Below are 16,583 nucleotides of genomic sequence, written 5' to 3' on the forward strand. Positions count from 1 at the left end.
TGCTGCGCGCCACAACGGAGGTCGCCGTGCGGTACCTCTTCCGGCCACCGGCCACCGACGGGGCCGCCCTGCTGAGCCTGCCCTTCCACCTGCCACTCGAGCAGTGGGACCCCGAGCTGCTGCTCGAGGTCCCCCAGCGCGGCATCTCGCGGCACGTCGTCCGCTTCACCGCACAGGGCGGGCACGTCTACGCCCTGAAGGAGATCCCCGAGCCGCTGGCCCGCCACGAGTACGCGCTGCTCGGGCAGTTCGAGGAGGAGGGGCTGCCGTCGGTCTCGGTGCTGGGCATCTGCGTCGACCGCCCGGACGGGCAGGACGCCGTCCTGGTGACCCGGTACCTCGAGTACTCGATGTCCTACCGGTACCTGTTCTCCCGGCCGCACGGCGAGCACTCCGCCGAGCAGCTGCTCGACACGATGGTGGTGCTGCTCGTCCGGCTGCACCTGGCCGGTGTCTTCTGGGGCGACTGCTCGCTGTCCAACACGCTGTTCCGGCTCGACGCCGGCGCCTTCACCGCCCACCTGGTGGACGCCGAGACCTCCGAGCGGCACCCGCAACTGAGCCCCGGGCAGCGGCGCTACGACGTCGACCTCGCCCGCGAGCGCGTGGGGGCCGAGCTGCTCGACCTGCAGTTCGGCGAGATGCTGCCCGCCTACGTCGACCCGATCGAGGTCGCCGACAGCCTGCCGGTGCGCTACGAGGCGCTGTGGGAGGAGGTGACCCGGGAGGAGGTCTTCGCGCTCGCCGAGCAGCGCCAGCGGGTCGCCGAGCGCCTCCAGCGGCTCAACGACCTGGGCTTCGACGTCGGCGAGATCGAACTGGTCACCGACCCGGAGGGCGGCGCGCGGCTGCGCGTGGAGACCCGTGTCTCCGAGCCCGGCCAGAACCGCCGGGAGCTGTTCCGGCTGACCGGCCTGGAGGTTCAGGAGCGCCAGGCCCGCCGGCTGCTCAACGACCTGCGCGCCTACCGGGCCACCCTGGAGCAGAAGCTGGGCACCCCCGTGCCCGAGACCGTCGCGGGGTACCGCTGGCTGGCCGAGGCCTACCAGCCCGTCGTGGAGGCCGTCCCGGCCGACCTCGCCGGCCGGCTGGCGCCCGCTGAGGTCTTCCACGAAATCCTCGAGCACCGCTGGTTCCTCTCGGAGAAGGCAGGCCACGACGTCGGGACGACGCGGGCCGCGCGCTCCTACTTCGACACCGTGCTGCCCCGCACGCCCAAGGAGCTGACCACCCCGTCGGCCATCGTCGGGGGCCGCGACTGAGGAAGGACTCCCTCGCCCCCACCGTGGAAGGATCCCGTCCTGCCCACCCTTCGCAGGCTCGGGGCGGGACCCGGGACGGGGCCGGCGGCGGGCCCCTGCCCCGGGGCCGCGGAGGCGGTGTAACGAGGCGATTTCGTTCGAGTTGACACCCACTGTGAGCTGGGCCACGGTACGAAAATCGCGGTGATCCCAAGCTCGCTGCTCGCCAACGGAGGCGGATGACGTGTTGACGAACGGCAAGGTCAGACCACCCGGCGGAGCCGCTCCACGGGCGCGCAGGCGCTCGGTGGGCGGGGCTGCCGCCGCGGCGGTCCTGGCCTCGACGCTCGCCGCCTGTGGCGGTGGCGGTAGTGGGAGCGCGGCTCCTGTCCTGAACTGGTACATCAACCCCGACTCCGGCGGGCAGGCCGAGATCGCGGCCCGCTGCTCCGCGGAGTCGAACGGCGCGTACACGATCACGACCTCGCAGCTGCCCCGGGAGTCGTCCGCCCAGCGCGAGCAGCTCGTCCGCCGGCTGGCGGCCAACGACGCCTCGATCGACCTGATGAGCCTGGACCCCCCGTACATCCCCGAGTTCGCGCAGGCCGGCTTCCTGGCCCCCGTCCCCGAGGACCTCGCCGGGCGGGTCACGGAGGGCGTCGTGCAGAGCTCCATCGACTCCGCGACGTGGGACGGGGAACTGGTCGCCATCCCGTTCTGGGCCAACACCCAGCTGCTGTGGTACCGCGAGTCCGTGGCGGAGGCGGCCGGCCTCGACATGACCCAGCCGGTGACCTGGGAGCAGCTCGTCACGGCCGCCCAGGACCAGGGCAAGATCCTCAGCGCCCAGGGCCGGCGCGCCGAGTCGCTGGTGGTGTGGCTCAACGCGCTCGTCGAGTCGGCCGGCGGCGCCATCATCGAGGAGAACTCCGAGAACCCGGAGGACATCCAGCTGGGGCTGACCAGTCCGGAGGCCGCCCGGGCCACCGAGGTGATGAACACCGTGGCGAACTCCGGCGTCGTCGGGCCGGCCTTCTCCACGTCGAGCGAGGACACCAGCGCCACCGAGTTCGAGAGCGCGGACGCCGGCTTCATGGTCAACTGGCCGTTCGTCTACTCGCGGGCACTCGCCGCCGTCGAGGCGGGCACCCTGGACGCCTCCGTGCCCGAGGACTACGGCTGGGCGCTGTACCCGGCCGTCGACGAGGGTCAGCCGAGCGCTCCCCCCTTCGGCGGGATCGACCTGGGCGTCAGCGCCGTGAGCCGCAACGTCGACCTGGCCTACCAGGCGACGGAGTGCATCACCAGCGACGAGAACCAGGCGTACTACATGACGACGAACGGCAACCCCGCCTCCTCGTCCGCGGTGTACGACGACCCCGAGGTCCTGGAGGTCTTCCCGATGGCCCCGACGATCCTCGAGTCGCTGGAGGCGGCGGCCAACCGCCCGCAGACGCCGTACTACAGCGAGGTCTCCGGAGCCATCCAGCGGGAGTACCACCCGCCGTCGTCGGTGACGCCCGAGACCGGTGAGCGGGCCCAGGCCCTGATCCAGGCCGTCCTGTCAGGAGACCAGCTGCTATGAGCACCACCACGCTGCCACCCACCGAGAAGACCCAACCGGTCGCGGCTCCCCGCGGCACCATCAGCGACCGCTCGCGCGCCGAACGCCGGCTCGGCTGGCTGCTGGCCGGCCCGGCCTTCGTGGTCATGCTGCTCGTCACCGCGTACCCGATCCTGCAGGCGGTCTGGTACTCGCTGTTCAACTACCGCCTGACCGACCCGGAGAACCGGTCGTTCCGGGGACTGGGCAACTACGCGGTGATCCTGTCCGACGGCCTCTGGTGGCAGGCACTCCTCGTCACGGTGTTTATCACCGTGGTGACCGTCGTCGTCGAGCTGGTCCTGGGCTTCGCCCTGGCGTTGGTCATGGCCAAGGCGCTCAGTTCCATCCGGCCCGTCGTCCGGGCGGCGATCCTCATCCCGTACGCGGTCATCACGGTCGTCTCGGCCTTCGCGTGGGCGTTCGCCTTCCGGATCGAGACCGGCTTCGTGAACAGCTGGTTCGCCTGGCTCCCCGGGATCGCAGCGGACACCGACTGGTTCGGCGGCCAGTGGACCTCGCTGCTCGTGATCTGCCTGGCCGAGATCTGGAAGACAACGCCCTTCATCTCGCTGCTGATCCTGGCGGGCCTCGCGCAGGTCCCCGAGGTGCTGCAGGAGGCGGCCAAGGTCGACGGCGCCAGCTGGTGGCAGCGGATGTGGCGGGTGACCATCCCGAACATGAAGGCGGCGATCATGGTCGCCCTGCTGTTCCGCACGCTCGACGCGTTCCGCATCTTCGACTCGATCTTCATCATGACGGCCGGCGCCAACGGCACGGAGTCGGTCTCGTTCCTGGCCTACCGGCAGACGATCGCTCGGGTGGAGATCGGCCTCGGCTCCGCGGTGTCGGTCCTGCTGTTCCTGAGCGTCGTGCTGATCGCGTTCATCTTCATCAAGGGCTTCCGGATCGACCTGGCCCAGGCGAGAGGGGAAGGCTGATGTCCCAGCGGGAGAAGACCTGGTGGATCGTCGGAGGGATCCTGATCGTCCTCTACGCGCTGTTCCCGATCGCCTGGATCGTGTCGTTGTCGTTCAAGGCGTCGGCGGACATCGCCAACCAGTCGTTCCTGCCGTCGTCGGTCACCTGGGAGAACTACTCGACGATCCTCACCGGGTCGGCCAGCGGGCTCTTCCTGCCGGCGTTGCGGAACTCGTTCGGCATCTGCCTGATCGCGACGTTCATCTCCTGCATCCTGTCGATGTTCGCCGCGTACGCCATCGCCCGGCTGGACTTCCCCGGTAAGAAGCTGATCCTGTCGACGGCGCTCGGGGTGGCGATCTTCCCGGTGATCTCGATCGTGACGCCGCTGTTCAACCTGTGGCGGCAGATCGGGCTCTACGACACCTGGCCCGGGCTGATCATCCCCTACCTCTCCCTGACCCTGCCGATCTCCATCTGGACGATGTCGGCGTTCTTCCGGGAGATCCCCTGGGAGATGGAGCAGGCCGCGCAGGTCGACGGCGCGACCACCTGGCAGGCGTTCCGCAAGGTGATCGTGCCGCTGGCCGCCCCGGGCGTCTTCACCACCGCGATCATCGCCTTCTTCATCGCCTGGAACGACTTCGCGTACGGCATCTCGCTGACCTCGACCGAGGCGTCGCGGCCGGTACCCGCCGCGCTGGGCCTGTTCTCCGGTGCCTCGCAGTTCGAGGACCCGACCGGGGCGATCGCCGCGGCGGCGGTCGTCGTCACCATCCCGGTCGTCGTCCTCGTGCTGCTCTTCCAGCGGCGCATCGTCGCCGGTCTCACCAACGGCGCGGTCAAGGGCTGACCCCCGTATCCACCACCCAGCGAGGGGACGAGATCTCATGGCTTCGATCGAGATGCGCAACATCGTCAAGCAGTACGGCGACGGCTTTCCGGCGGTGAACGACGTCAGCCTGGACATCGCCGACGGGGAGTTCATGATCCTCGTGGGCCCGTCCGGCTGCGGGAAGTCGACGCTGCTCAGGATGATCGTCGGGCTCGAGGACATCACCAGCGGCGACATGATCATCGGCGGCAAGCGGGTCAACGACCTCGCGCCGCGCGACCGCAACCTGTCGATGGTGTTCCAGAACTACGCGCTGTACCCGCACATGACGGTGTACGAGAACATCGCCTTCCCGCTGCGGCTGGCGAAGATGCCCGACGACGAGGTGCGCCGGCGGGTCACCGAGGCCTCCGACGTGCTCGAGCTGAAGGACCACCTGGAGCGCAAGCCGGCCAACCTCTCCGGTGGCCAGCGGCAGCGCGTGGCGATGGGCCGGGCCATCGTCCGCCAGGCCGAGGCGTTCCTCTTCGACGAGCCGCTGTCGAACCTCGACGCCAAGCTGCGCGGCCAGATGCGCACCGAGATCTCCCGGCTGCAGCGCCGGCTGGGCATCACCACGGTCTACGTCACCCACGACCAGACCGAGGCGATGACCCTGGGCGACCGGGTGTGCGTGCTCCGCAAGGGCAAGATCCAGCAGGTCGCCTCGCCGCGCGAGCTCTACGAGCAGCCCGTCAACCTGTTCGTCGCCGGGTTCATCGGTTCCCCGCCGATGAACTTCCTCCCTGCGCACGTCGAGGGCGGCCGGCTGCAGACGCCGTTCGGGTCCATCACGCTCGACGAGCGACGGGCCGCCGCCATCCAGGGCCGCGACCTGCTGCTGGTCGGCATCCGGCCGGAGTACTTCGAGGACGCGTCCCTGGTCGACGAGGCGAAGCGGCCGCTGGGCTCGCTGTTCCGGGCGCGGGTCGACGTCACCGAGTGGCTGGGCGACTCGCAGTACGCCTACATCCCGTACGAGGCGCCGGAGGCGATCCGCAACCAGCTGCGCGACCTGTCGCGGGAGTTGGACGCCGAGGAGCTGCGCACCCAGGCGATCGTCTCCATCGACGCCACGAGCCGCATCCGTGAGGGGCGCGAGGCGGAGTTCTGGCTGGACGCCCGGAAGGTGCACGTATTCGACCCGCAGACCGGCGAGAACCTCACCCGGGATGCGGAGGCCGGCGCACGGCTGACGCAGATGGCCACCGAGGACCGGGTCGAGCAGGTCCATGAGGCGCAGGCGCAGGGGACGACGGTCGGCGGCGGCGGGGCCAGCCGCGCCGGAGCCGCCTGACGGAGGATCCGTCCTCCCCCACCCTGCGCACGGTCGGGGCGGGGGCCCGGGACGGTGCCATGCTCGGGGATGTCGTGAGGGAGGCCGCGCTCGGGGACGGCCGCCGTCCGTGGTGGCGGACGGCGGTCGTCTACGAGGTGTACCTGCGCAGCTTCGCCGACTCCGACGGGGACGGCGTCGGCGACGTGGACGGGCTGCGCAGCCGACTGCCGTACCTGGTGGACCTCGGCGTCGATGCCGTCTGGGTCACGCCCTGGTACCCGTCCCCGATGGCCGACGGCGGCTACGACGTCAGCGACCACCGCGACATCGACCCGCGCCTGGGCACCCTGGCCGACGTCGACGCGCTGCTCGCCGAGGCCCACGCCGCGGGTCTGCGGTTGATCGTCGACCTGGTCGCCAACCACACCTCCGCCGAGCACCCGTGGTTCCGCGCCGCCGTGGCCGGCGGCCGGGGCGCGCCCGAGCGGGCGCGGTATTTCTTCCGGGACGGCCGGGACGGTGGGGACCGGCCGCCCAACGACTGGATCAGCGCCTTCGGCGGTCCGGCCTGGACCCGCGTGCGGGAGCCGGACGGGTCGATGGGGCAGTGGTACCTGCACCTGTTCGCACCCGAGCAGCCCGACCTCGACTGGGACGACGCGGTCGTGCAGGAGGAGTTCGACGGGACGGTGCGGTTCTGGCTCGACCGCGGCGTCGACGGCATCCGGGTGGACGCCGCACCGGCGCTGGCGAAGGTCCCCGGGTTGCCGGACGCCGGACACGCCCCGGGCGCGCTGTTCGAGTCGGCCCGGTGGGTGGACAACCCGCACTGGGACCGCGACGAGGTGCACGAGGTCTTCCGGCGCTGGCGGCGGATCAGCGACGGCTACGACGGCGACCGGGTGTTCGTCTCGGAAGCGGTGGTCGCCGGCCCCGAGCGGCTGGCCCGCTACGTCCGGCCCGACGAGCTGCACACGAGCTTCAACTTCGACTTCCTGCGCGCCGCCTGGAACGCGGCCGGCCTGCGGGCGGCGATCGACGGGACGCTGGCCGCGCTGGCGCCGGTCGGGGCACCGCCCACCTGGGTGCTGTCCAGCCACGACGAGACCCGGCACGTCACCCGCTTCGGCCGGGCGGCGAGCGGCGCGGGGACCATGGGCTTCGACGCGGCGTCCCCGACGGACCTCGCCCTGGGCCTGCGGCGGGCACGCGCCGCCGCCCTGCTCACCCTCGCCCTACCCGGCGGCGCCTACCTGTACCAGGGGGAGGAGCTGGGGCTGCCCGAGGTCGAGGACCTGCCGGAGGACGTCCTGCAGGACCCGACCTGGGAGCGTTCCGGGCACACCGCCCGCGGCCGCGACGGCTGCCGGGTGCCGTTGCCGTGGTCGGGCGACCGGCCGCCGTTCGGGTTCACCGCCGACGCCGTCCGCCCGTGGCTGCCACAGCCCGGGTCGTGGCGGGAGCTGACGGTGGCGGCGCAGCGCGACGACCCGTCGTCGACCCTGTCGCTGTACCGCGGCGCCCTGCGGTTGCGCCGGACCCTGCCCGGTCTCGCCGACGACGCGCCGCTGACCTGGTGCGACCTCGGGGACGGCGTGCTCGCGTTCGACCGCGGCAGCCGCTTCCGCTGCGTCGTGAACCTGTCGGACCGGCCGGTGTCGTTGGCCGGGCAGGGCGAACCGGTGCTCACCAGTGCGCCCGTCGCCGCCGACCTGCCGGCGGACACGGCCGCCTGGCTGCGGACGGGCTAGCGGGTCAGCGACCGGGTCAGGACGAGGCGGTCCGCACCTGGTCCGGCGCGGTCCTGCGCCAGGTGTGCGCCGGCGCCCAGTGCGGTGTGGAAGGCGACCGCGGCGGTGTTCTCCGGCCGGGCGACCGCCTGGACGACGCGCGCCCCGGTGTCGCGTGCCAGGTCGTCGAACCACGCCACCAGCCGGCGGCCCAGCCCGGTGCGGCGCCGGTCGTCGCGCACGGCCAGCAGGTGCAGGTAGGCCAGCCGGTCGGCGGTGACCACGCCGAGGACGTAGCCGACGTCCTCCCCGCCGGCGCTGCGGGCCAGTGCGCCGAAGCCACCGAACTGGTCGAACCAGACCGGGTGGTGCAGCGACCGGGTGTCGACGTCCCAGAACCGGTCGTGCGCGGCGAGCAGGCGGGCGCGGACGACGGTGGCCGACAGCTCGGCGAACCCGACGAGCGTCACGTCGTCGGGGGTGCTCACCGGCGGGCCGCGACCAGCTCGTCGCGGGTCGGTGGGTCGGCGCCCTCCCGGGTGCAGTTCAGCGCGGCGACGAGCGCGGCGTCGTCGACGATGGGCAGTAGCTCCTCGTCGGGCAGCTGCTCCAGCGCCGCGCGGGTGGTCACCCCCGCCTCGAGCAGCCCGGCGAACAGCCCCGCGGCCAGCGAGTCACCGGCGCCGACGGTGTCGGTCACGGTCACCCGCGGGGGCTCGCGGTGCACCAGCTCGCGGCCCGGCCGGGCGATGCGCAGCGGTGCTCCGCCGTCGGTGAGCACGACCAGGGCGACGCCGCGGTCGGCCCAGCGCAGCGCCGTCGCGTCGAGGTCGTCGGCGGCGCCGGGCTCGAGCCAGCCGAGGTCCTCGGCGCTGACCTTGACGATGTCGGCGCGCGACAGCAGCCGCTCGAGGCGGGCGCGCACCGACTCCGGCGAGTTGCCCAGCGCCGTCCCGACCGGGCCGTCGGCGAGCATCGGCCGGATGTTGGGGTCGACGCTGACCAGCGCCCGGTCCTCGGCGGCCAGACGCTCGACCAGCCGCGCGATGGCCTCGCACCCCGGCGGGGTCCAGCTGGAGATGGACCCGACGTGCAGGATCGCCGTCCCGGGGGGCAGGACGGCGGCGAGCTCCTCGTCGGTCCACTGCCAGTCGGCCGCGCCCTGCACGTGGAAGCCGTAGTCGGGCGAACCGTCGGGGCCGAGACCGACCACTGCGAGGCTGACCGGCTCGGTGGCCGGGACGAACCCGTCCAGGTCGACGCCGGAGAGCTCGGCCTGCCGCCGCAGCCCCGCGGCCAGCGGCCCGGTGCCCAGCCGGGCGAGCAGTCGCACGGGGACGCGGAGACGGCCGGCGGCGACCGCGACGTTGAGGGCGTTGCCGCCGGGACGGGCGACGTAGTGCGGGGCCGTGCCGTGCGGCCCGGCGCCGGCCTGGGCGTCGGGCAGCAGGTCGACGACGAGTTCACCGAGGACGCTCAGCACCGGGCGGTCGCTGGTCACGTCCGCGACCCTAATGGGGGATCAGCTCCGGGACGTCCCTGGTGGCTCACGGACAGCACCACCTGGGACGATGGCGGGTGACGACGATCGCTGCGGTGCGCCGGGACGGGTAATCCCTGGTGGACGACCGCACCTGCGCAGGAGGACCGATGCCCAACCCGTTCGTGAAGCTGTGGAGGTACCTCACCGCCTCCGCCAACGCCAAGATCGACGAGAAGGCCGACCCGAAGATCCAGATCGCGCAGGCGATCGAGGCGGAGCAGCAGCGGCACCAGGCGCTGGCCAACCAGGCGGCGGCGGTGCTGGGCAACCAGCGGCAGCTGGAGATGCGGCTCAACCGGCAGCTCGGCGAGGTGGAGAAGCTGCAGGCCTCCGCACGACAGGCGCTGGTGCTGGCCGACCAGACCCGCGCCGGCGGGAACGCGGCGAAGGCGGCGGAGTACGAGCAGGCCGCGCAGGCCTTCGCCACCCAGCTCGTGGCCGCCGAGCAGTCGATGGAGGACCTCAAGCGCAGCCACGACGAGGCGCTGCAGGCCGCCGAGCAGGCGCGGGGTGCGGTCGAGCAGAGCCGGATGCGGCTGCAGACGACGCTGGCCGAGCGCACCAAGCTCATGAGCCAGCTCGAGCAGGCCAAGATGCAGGAGCACGTCGCCGCCTCGCTCAAGCAGGTCAACGAGCTCTCCGCTCCGGGCAACACGCCCAGCCTGTCGGAGGTGCGGGACAAGATCGAGGCCCGCTACGCCAACGCGCTCGGCCAGGCCGAGCTGGCGCAGACGTCGGTCGAGGGCCGGATGCTCGAGGTGCAGAAGGCGACCCTCGACGTCGCCGGAGCCTCGCGGCTGGACCAGATCCGCGCCTCGATGGGCCAGCCGGCGATCACCGGCCAGAACGCGGCCCCGGCGCTGGAGGAGGGGACGCCGTCGGTGCCGACATCCACTGCCCAGCAGGCGGCGCAGCCGGCCGACCGCCCCGAGCAGCAGTAGGGGGAGGACTCCCTGCAGGGTCCTCCCACCCTCGACGGGCTCAGGGCGGGACCCTGCAGGGAGCCGCGTCCTCCCACCCTCGACGGGCTCAGGGCGGACCCTGCAGGGAGCCGCGTCCTCCCACCCTCGACGGGCTCAGGGCGGGACCCGGGGACGAGCGCACCGCTCGCTGGCCCGGTCGCCGCGGCGGCCGGACCGGTGCGCTCAGTGGGCGCCGGGCAGCGGCGCCGGGTGGTCCGGTTCGCCGGTGCGGGCCGTCGGGTCGACCGGGGCGTCGGTGGCCTGGCAGGTCGGACACCAGTAGGTGATCCGCTCCTGCAGGTCCGGACCCTGGTCGCCGCGCAGGATCGGGGTGCCGCAGCGGTAGCAGGGGCGGTCCTTGCGGCCGTAGACCCAGTGGTCGCGGCCACGGCGCAGGTCGCCGGTGGTGCTCTGCTCCGGGCGGTCGCGGTTGGCCAGCATCAGCGAGCGGGTCCGCTCGACGAGCCCGGACAGGTCCTCGACGTCGGCCACCCGCATCCACGGGTGCACGCCGCAGACGAACAGCCCCTCGACCTTGTAGAGGTTGCCGGGGCCGCACAGGTTGCGCTGGTCGAGGATCGCGACGCCGATCTGCTCGTCGGGGTGCGACCGCAGCCGGCGCAGCGCCTCGTCGAGGTCCCAGTCCGGGCCGAGGACGTCGGGGCCGAGGTGGCCGACGACCTGGTCCTCGTGCTCGGTGCGCACCATCGCGACGTCGTGCAGCCGGTAACCCACGCAGTCCCACTGGTCGGTCGCCAGGATCGCGCGGATGGAGAAGGCCGGTCCGCCGCGCCACCTCGCGCCCTTGCGGTAGATGTGCCAGCTGCCGTCCATCCGGTAGTGGGTGCGCAGCGTCCAGCCGTCGGTGAACCGGGTGAGCATGTGCTTGCCGCGCGGGACGACCCCGGCGACGGTGCGGCCGGTCAGGTCCGTGGCGGCCAGCTGGGGCACCCGGAGCTCGCCGCGGCGCAGCGTCTGGCCGGCGAGCGCGGTGTTCATCCGCTTCGCCGCCAGCCAGACGGTGTCTCCCTCGGGCACTCGACCAGTGTCCCGCCTCGCCGGGGTCGCCGCCGCCCCGCTCGGCCGGACGCGGTGCAGGTCACCCCGGCGGCGGGAAGGCGCAGGTCCGCCGCGGTGCTGAGCCTCCCGTGCAGCGACGCGATCGAGCGACGAACTCCCCGGTCACCGCACCCGAGGCGGTGGTCGCGGCCGCCGAGCCGGTCACGGTCACGGTCGCCCGCGACGTGCGGGCCGACCAGCGGGAGGCCTTCGAGGGATGGGCGGCCGAGGTGCTGGACCTGGCGGCCCGGTTCCCCGGCAACCTGGGCACCAGCCTGCTGCGCCCCGGCCCGGGCTCGACCCGCTACCACCTGGTCTACCGGTTCGCCGACGGTGAGGCGCTGGCGCGGTGGGAGCGCTCGGCCGAACGGCAGCTCGCGCTGCAGCGCGTCGAGCACCTGACCGATCGGGTCGACTACGCCCACGTGGCGGGCCTGGACAGCTTCTTCACGGCGCTGACCCCGGCCCGGCCGGGACCCCGCTGGCGGCTGACGGTGCTCACCGTGGCCGCCGTCTTCGCCATCACGCTGGCCTTCCAGCTGCTGGTCGCCCCGCACGTGTCGGGGTGGCCGTTGCCGGCGCGGCTGCTGCTGTCGGCCGTCGTCGTGGTCGTGCTGCTTGGCTACGTCGTCATGCCGGCGCTGTCCCGGCTGTTCCGCCGCTGGCTGCACCCCTCCCGCGACTGAGGAGTCACGCGCCGGCTGGGGGCCGTGCCTCGGAGGGCCGGGACCGGGTCAGGCGCGCACCCGCAGGCCGCGGGGGGTGGCGGCGAAGCCCGCCGCCTGCAACGCCGCTGACAGCGGGGTGGCCTCGTGCACCGAGGCGCCGTCGGCCTTCTGCACCACCATCCGCCCGAGCGCGCCCGCCGCAACCGCTCCGGACAGCGCCGTGGCGGCCTCCTTGAGCGCGGTCTCGTCCTCGGTCCAGGACAGCAGCGTCTTGCCGCCCCGCTCCACGTAGAGCACCAGCTCGCCGTCGACCAGCACGACCAGCGCGCCGGCCTTGCGCCCGGCCCGGTGCCCGGCGGCGCGCCGCCCGCCGCCGGCGCCCTCGCCGACGTCGACCGCGTCGCCCGGGTCGGCGCCCTCGGCCGTCGCGCCGGGGCGTTCGGGCCACGGCAGGGCCGCGCCGTAGACGTTGGCCGGGTCGGTGGCCGCGAGGACCACCGCGCCGCTGGGCGCCCGGTCCGGCGACGCGAAGCTGCGCAGCCGGTCGACCGAGCCCGGGGTGCCGAACTGCGCGGCGCCGAGGGTCTCCACGAAGTAGCCGCGCCGGGCCCGGCCGTTCTCCTCGAAGGCCCGCAGCACCGGGTAGACCGCGGAGAAGCCGCCGGCGACCTGCTCGGCCACCACGGCGCCGCGGGTGAGCACGCCGTGCCGCTCGAGCAGTGCCTCGGCGCGGGCCGTCGTCCGCTTCGTGGCGTTGGCCTCGCGGTCGGGGAGCCGGGACCAGCGGCCGGCCATGGTGGGCGGTCCGCTGCGGGTCGGCATCGCCGGCCGGCCCAGCCGGGTCCGCCCGTAGCGGCTGCGGTCGAGCCGGGCCCGGGGCGGGGCGGGCTGGCGCTTGTGCGTGCCGCCACCGGACAGCCGGGTGCGCAGCGGTGCCAGGGTGTCGTTGGTCAGCACGCCGGACCACACGAGGTCCCACACGAGGTCGGCGAAGGCGGTGTCGTCGGTGGAGCCGGCCAGGTCGGAGAGACCGCGGAAGAACAGCGCCTGCCCACCGGCCAGGTGCTCGAGCACCGCGGGACCGGCCTCGGGCAGCTCCAGCGACTCGGGCAGCAGCAGCGGCGCCAGGTCGGCCGGCACGAGGCTGACCCAGCCGTCGCCGCCGGGCAGCCCGCCGGCGCCGGCCCACAGCACCTCGCCGGCGCTGGTCAGCTCGTCGAGCATCGCGGGGGAGTAGTCGCGGACCCGGGCCGGCAGCACCAGCGACTCCAGCGCGCTGGCGGGGACGAGCGCTCCGGCCAGCTGCTCGACGACCGCGAGCACGCCGTCCGTCCCGCGCACCCGGCTGCCCACCGACTGCCAGGAGGGGGTGAACCGCGCGAGCGTGTCGACGGGCACCGGCTCGACCTCCTGGCGCAGCCGGGCCAGGCTGCGCCGGCGCACCGACCGCAGCACGTCGGCGTCGCACCACTCCTGGCCGGTGCCTCCGGGGCGGAACTCCCCGGTGACCAGCCGGCCGGTGCCGACGAGCCGCTGCACCGTCGCGGTCACGACCGCCACGCCCAGCCCCAGGCGCTGCGCGACCTCGCCGGGCTGGAAGGGCCCGTGGGTGCGGGCGTAGCGGCCGACCAGGTCGCCGAGCGGGTCGGGCACCGGCTCGGTGAAGACCTCGGGCACGCCGACCGGCAGGGCGGTGCCGAGGGCGTCGCGCAGCCGGCCGGCGTCCTCGATCGCCACGTACCGCTCCTCGCCGGCGATGCGCACCACCAGCGCGCGGCGGGCGGCCACCAGCTCGTCGAGCCACTCCTGGCTGACCCCGCGGGCGGCGGCCTCCGCGGGCGTGAGGTCGCCGACGATGCGCAGCAGGTCGGCGGCGACGTCGAGGTCGCGGGGGTGGCGGTCGGCCGGGAGGCGCTGGAGCTCGGTCTCGACCTCGGTGAGCGCCTCGGCGTCGAGCAGCTCGCGCAGCTCGGAGCGCCCGAGCAGCTCGGCGAGCAGGCCGGTGTCGAGGGCCAGCGCCTGCGCCCGGCGCTCGGCCAGCGGGGCGTCGCCCTCGTAGAGGAACTGCCCGACGTAGCCGAACAGCAGTGACTGGGCGAACGGCGAAGCCGCCTGCGTCTGCACGTCGACGACCCGCACCCGCCGGGAGCGGACGTCGCGCATCAGCTCGACCAGGCCGGGCACGTCGTAGACGTCCTGCAGCACCTCGCGGGCGGCCTCCAGCGTGATGGGGAAGCTGGAGAACTCGCTGGCCACCGAGAGCAGCTGGGCGGCCCGCTGCCGCTGCTGCCACAGCGGGGTGCGGCGGCGCGGGTCGCGGCGGGGGAGCAGCAGCGCCCGCGCCGCGCACTCGCGGAACCGGCTGGCGAACAGGGCCGAGCTGCCGACCTCGGCGGTCACCTCGCGCTCGACGTCGTCGGGGTCGAGGACGGCGAGGTCGGCCTCCGGCGGCTCCCCGGTGGTGTCGGGCAGGCGCAGCACGATGCCGTCGTCGGAGTGCATCGAGGCGACGTCGACGCCGTAGCGCTCCCGCAGCCGGGCGGCCAGCACGAGTGCCCACGGGGCGTTGACCTGTGCGCCGAACGAGGAGTGGACGACCAGCCGCCAGTCGCCGAGCTCGTCGCGGAAGCGCTCGACCAGGAGCGTGCGGTCGTCGGGCAGGTGGCCCGTGGCCGCCTTCTGCTCGGCGAGGTAGGCCAGCAGGTTGGCCGCGCCCCACTCGTCGAGGCCGGCAGCGCGGGCGCGGTCGAGCCCGGCCTCGGGGGTGGCCGTGCCGACCTCGCGCAGGAAGGCGCCCAACGCGCGGCCGAGCTCCAGCGGCCGGCCTGGGGCGTCGCCGTGCCAGAACGGCATCTTCCCCGGCTGTCCGGGCGCCGGGCTGACCAGCACGCGGTCGTGGGTGATCTCCTCGATCCGCCAGGACGACGAGCCGAGCAGGAAGACGTCGCCCACCCGCGACTCGTACACCATCTCCTCGTCGAGCTCGCCCACGCGCCGGCCGCCGCGGCTGTCCTCGCCGCCGACCAGGAAGACGCCGAACAGGCCGCGGTCGGGGATGGTGCCGCCGCTGGTGACCGCCAGGCGTTGCGCGCCGCCGCGTGCGGTGAGGGTGTCGGCGACCCGGTCCCACGTCAGCCGCGGACGCAGCTCGGCGAAGGCGTCGGAGGGGTAGCGGCCGGCCAGCATGTCGAGCACCGCGTGCAGCGCGGAGTCAGGCAGCGAGGCGAACGGCGCCGACCGGCGGACCAGGGCCGCCACCTCGTCGACGGTCCGGGGCCGCTCGGAGACGACGGCGACCACCTGCTGGGCCAGCACGTCGAGCGGGTTGCGCAGGTAGCGGATCGACTCGATGGCGCCGGCCTTCATCCGCTCGGCGACCAGCGCGCACTGGACCAGGTCGCCGCGGTACTTCGGGAAGAGCACCCCCCGGCTGACCGCGCCCACCTGGTGGCCGGCGCGGCCGACCCGCTGCAGGCCGGAGGCGACCGTGGGTGGCGCCTCGACCTGGACCACGAGGTCGACCGCACCCATGTCGATGCCCAGCTCGAGGCTGGAGGTGGCCACCACGGCCGGCAGCCGGCCGGACTTCAGCGCCTCCTCGACCACCGCGCGCTGCTCGCGGGAGACCGAGCCGTGGTGGGCGGCGGCGACCGGCTGCACCCCCTCGGGCACACCGCCTCCGGACCCGGCCTGCGCCATGAGCGCGGCGGCGTTGGTGCCCGGGGGGACCGGCTCCCCGGTCGCCCGCTCGTAGGCCAGCTCGTTGAGCCGGCTGGTCAGCCGCTCGGCCAGCCGCCGGGAGTTGGCGAAGACGATCGTGCTGCGGTGGGCCGCCACCAGGTCGAGCACTCGCTCCTCGACCGCCGGCCAGATCGACGTCCGCGGCTGGTCGCCGGCGGCGGAGCCCTCGAGCTCACCGGTGGGCTGGCCCAGGGTGCTCATGTCCTCGACCGGGACGACGACCGAGAGGTCCCACTCCTTCGCCGACCCGGGCGCGACCACCTCCACCGGGCGGCCGCCGGCGAGGAAGGAGGCCACCTCCTCGACGGGGCGCACCGTCGCCGAGAGGCCGATCCGCTGCGCGGGGCGCTCCAGCAGCTCGTCGAGCCGATCGAGGGAGACGGCCAGGTGCGCGCCGCGCTTGGTGTCGGCGACCGCGTGCACCTCGTCGACGATCACCGTCTCGACGCCGCGCAGCGCCTCCCGTGCGGCGCTGGTGAGCAGGAGGAACAGTGACTCCGGCGTGGTGATGAGGATGTCGGTCGGCCGCCGGGTGAAGGCCCGCCGCTCCTCGACGGGGGTGTCGCCGGAGCGGGTGCCCACCTGGATCTCCGGGCGCGGCAGGCCCAGCCGGGCCGCCGCCTGCCCGATGCCGGCCAGCGGGGCGCGCAGGTTGCGCTCGACGTCGACGGCGAGCGCCTTGAGCGGGGAGACGTAGAGGACCCGGCAGCGGGCCTGCTCGTCGGCCGGCGGCGGGGTGCTGGCCAGCCGGTCGAGCGACCACAGGAACGCGGCGAGGGTCTTGCCCGAGCCGGTGGGCGCGACGACGAGCGCGTGGCCGCCGCTGCTGATGGCCTCCCAGGCCCCCTCCTGCGCAGCGGTCGGCTCGGCGAAGGCGCCGGTGAACCACGCCCGGGTGGGCTCGGAGAACCGGTCGAGGGCGGGCACGGCTCCCAGTGTCCACAGGGGGACGACACTCCGCT

12 protein-coding genes are annotated in these 16,583 nt (G+C 73.9%); 8 read left to right on the plus strand and 4 right to left on the minus strand.

Features of this window, described 5'->3' with window-relative positions:
• Window positions 1-26 precede the first annotated feature (26 nt).
• From BLW63_RS02720 to BLW63_RS02745, 6 genes are all read left to right on the plus strand, one after another.
• Window positions 27-1,262, plus strand: a complete 1,236-nt coding sequence (locus BLW63_RS02720) for a DUF4032 domain-containing protein (RefSeq protein WP_091151264.1) — start codon at window positions 27-29, stop codon at window positions 1,260-1,262.
• A 286-nt stretch (window positions 1,263-1,548) separates the two neighbouring features.
• The gene (locus BLW63_RS02725) at window positions 1,549-2,826 is read left to right on the plus strand and encodes an extracellular solute-binding protein (protein ID WP_170856609.1); all 1,278 of its coding nucleotides are present in this window, start codon (window positions 1,549-1,551) and stop codon (window positions 2,824-2,826) included.
• Window positions 2,823-3,785 carry a carbohydrate ABC transporter permease gene (locus BLW63_RS02730; protein WP_091151266.1) on the plus strand — a complete coding sequence of 321 codons (963 nt, stop codon included), beginning with the start codon at window positions 2,823-2,825 and terminating at the stop codon, window positions 3,783-3,785. The genes BLW63_RS02725 and BLW63_RS02730 overlap by 4 nt, the downstream gene beginning before the upstream one ends.
• A complete protein-coding gene (locus tag BLW63_RS02735) occupies window positions 3,785-4,618 on the plus strand; it encodes a carbohydrate ABC transporter permease (protein WP_091151268.1) in 834 nt (277 codons plus the stop codon). The genes BLW63_RS02730 and BLW63_RS02735 overlap by 1 nt, the downstream gene beginning before the upstream one ends.
• Before the next feature lie 37 nt (window positions 4,619-4,655).
• Window positions 4,656-5,936 (plus strand): ABC transporter ATP-binding protein, encoded by a 1,281-nt coding sequence (locus BLW63_RS02740; RefSeq protein ID WP_091151270.1) that lies wholly within the window; start codon window positions 4,656-4,658, stop codon window positions 5,934-5,936.
• Window positions 5,937-6,010: 74 nt separating this feature from the next.
• On the plus strand, window positions 6,011-7,669 hold the full coding sequence (locus BLW63_RS02745) for a glycoside hydrolase family 13 protein (protein ID WP_244522309.1): 1,659 nt from the start codon (window positions 6,011-6,013) through the stop codon (window positions 7,667-7,669).
• Here BLW63_RS02745 and BLW63_RS02750 read toward each other — a convergent pair.
• Both BLW63_RS02750 and BLW63_RS02755 read right to left on the minus strand, forming a co-directional pair.
• Window positions 7,666-8,136: a GNAT family N-acetyltransferase gene (locus tag BLW63_RS02750; RefSeq protein ID WP_170856610.1), complete on the minus strand. Its 471-nt coding sequence runs from the start codon at window positions 8,134-8,136 to the stop codon at window positions 7,666-7,668. The two genes, BLW63_RS02745 and BLW63_RS02750, sit on opposite strands and share 4 nt — an antisense overlap.
• Window positions 8,133-9,149 carry a PfkB family carbohydrate kinase gene (locus BLW63_RS02755; RefSeq protein WP_091151274.1) on the minus strand — a complete coding sequence of 339 codons (1,017 nt, stop codon included), beginning with the start codon at window positions 9,147-9,149 and terminating at the stop codon, window positions 8,133-8,135. Before BLW63_RS02755 ends, BLW63_RS02750 begins: the two co-directional genes overlap by 4 nt.
• Before the next feature lie 149 nt (window positions 9,150-9,298).
• Between BLW63_RS02755 and BLW63_RS02760 the strand changes: the two genes are divergently transcribed.
• On the plus strand, window positions 9,299-10,132 hold the full coding sequence (locus tag BLW63_RS02760) for a PspA/IM30 family protein (RefSeq protein WP_091151277.1): 834 nt from the start codon (window positions 9,299-9,301) through the stop codon (window positions 10,130-10,132).
• A 204-nt stretch (window positions 10,133-10,336) separates the two neighbouring features.
• Here the strand turns inward: BLW63_RS02760 and BLW63_RS02765 are convergent, their stop codons facing one another.
• Window positions 10,337-11,191: a DNA-formamidopyrimidine glycosylase family protein gene (locus BLW63_RS02765; RefSeq protein ID WP_091151280.1), complete on the minus strand. Its 855-nt coding sequence runs from the start codon at window positions 11,189-11,191 to the stop codon at window positions 10,337-10,339.
• Between the two features lie 110 nt (window positions 11,192-11,301).
• Between BLW63_RS02765 and BLW63_RS02770 the strand changes: the two genes are divergently transcribed.
• Window positions 11,302-11,898, plus strand: coding sequence for an antibiotic biosynthesis monooxygenase (locus tag BLW63_RS02770; RefSeq protein WP_091151283.1), 597 nt, complete (start codon window positions 11,302-11,304; stop codon window positions 11,896-11,898).
• Window positions 11,899-11,946: 48 nt separating this feature from the next.
• Here the strand turns inward: BLW63_RS02770 and BLW63_RS02775 are convergent, their stop codons facing one another.
• A complete protein-coding gene (locus tag BLW63_RS02775) occupies window positions 11,947-16,548 on the minus strand; it encodes an ATP-dependent helicase (protein ID WP_091151285.1) in 4,602 nt (1,533 codons plus the stop codon).
• Window positions 16,549-16,583 lie beyond the last annotated feature (35 nt).

Source organism: Geodermatophilus africanus, assembly GCF_900107105.1.
Lineage (GTDB): Bacteria > Actinomycetota > Actinomycetes > Mycobacteriales > Geodermatophilaceae > Geodermatophilus > Geodermatophilus africanus.